Below are 1,350 nucleotides of genomic sequence, written 5' to 3'. Positions count from 1 at the left end.
GAGCAGTCGTGCGCGTGAGCGTGCCTTGCGGGGATCCACGAGCCGGTCCTCGTCGTCGTCGGTGTTCTGGTTGATCCTTTCTTCGCCCACCTCGTAATTGTGCCCTCGGATCAGCCGCAGGCACTATCCCCGCACCCCGCGTTGTGCTACTCATAGTAGTGGAACGCTACCAACTGTAGCGTTAAGTGGAGGTGGCTGCATGACCGCCGATGATCGAGTACTGCTGTCGCGGGCGCAGAAGTGGACGTTGGTGGTCTCGTGCCTGTCGGTGGCCCTGGTGGTCGCCTCAATGGCGGCCCTGTACACCGCGCTTCCGAACATTGCGGTGGCCACCGGGGCGACGCAAACCCAGCTCACCTGGGTGGTCGACGGGTACACGCTGGTGTTGGCGTGTCTGGTGTTGCCCGCCGGGGCCCTGGGTGACCGCTACGGCCGGCGGGCGGTGCTGATCGTGGGGTTGGCGCTGTTTTCGCTGGCCTCGGCGGTGCCACTGTTGGTATCGACCCCGTGGTGGTTGATCGCGGCGAGGGCCGCGGCCGGGGTGGGGGCGGCGTTCATGATGCCGTCCACGCTGTCGATCCTGACTGCGGGATTCCCCGAGCAGCAGCGGGGACGCGCGGTCGGGATCTGGGCGGGGGTCGCCGGGTCCGGGGGTCTGCTGGGGATTCTCGGGTCGGGGCTGCTGCTCGACTACTGGTCGTGGCAGTCGATCTTCGTCGGCCTGACCGCGGTGGGGGTGTTTCTGCTGTTGTGTGCCTTCACCATTCCTGAATCCCGCCAGGAAACTCCGCCGTTGATGGATGTGATGGGATCGGTCGCGGTGGTGTTCGCGGTCGGACTAGTGGTGCTCGCCATCATCGAAGCCCCAGTACGCGGCTGGTCGGATCCCGTGGTGGTCGCCGGGTTCGGGCTGGGGGTGGTGGCCACAGTGGTGTTCGTAGTGTGGGAGTTGCGGGCGGATCATCCGCTGCTTGAACCGCCCCAGGTTTGATGCCGTTCCTTTCTGAGTCAGGAAGGATGACAATCATGCCCAAGAAGATCGACCCAGAGGTGAAGGCCCGGGCGCTGCGCCTGTACGCCGAGCACGGTCAGGAGTATCCGAATCCCACGGCGGCCGCGACGGCGATCGCTCGGCAGGTCGGTGTCGGAAAGGAAACGGTCCGCAGATGGATCAACCAAGCCGATATCGATGCCGGTGCCCGTCCGGGCACCACGAGCGAGGAATCAGCCGAGCTCAAGCGCCTCAAGGCCGAGAACAAGCGTCTGCGTGAAGACGTCGCGATCCTGCAGGCGGCCACGACTTTCTTCGCGGGGGCGCTCGACCCCCGAAGCCGATGATCATGGGATTCA

2 pseudogenes are annotated in these 1,350 nt (G+C 65.3%); both read left to right on the top strand.

Going from position 1 to position 1,350, the window contains the following annotated elements:
- Window positions 1-199: 199 nt before the first annotated feature.
- Window positions 200-976: pseudogene (locus ACJMNC_RS18265) on the top strand (MFS transporter); the annotation flags it as partial.
- 50 nt (window positions 977-1,026) lie between these two features.
- Window positions 1,027-1,350, top strand: a pseudogene (locus ACJMNC_RS18260) (transposase); the annotation flags it as partial.

The sequence above is a fragment of the Gordonia sp. VNK21 genome, from assembly GCF_046098115.1.
Taxonomy (GTDB): Bacteria; Actinomycetota; Actinomycetes; order Mycobacteriales; family Mycobacteriaceae; genus Gordonia.
Note: the sequence above shows the minus strand (reverse complement) of the source record. Positions and strands in the feature narration are given on the sequence as shown.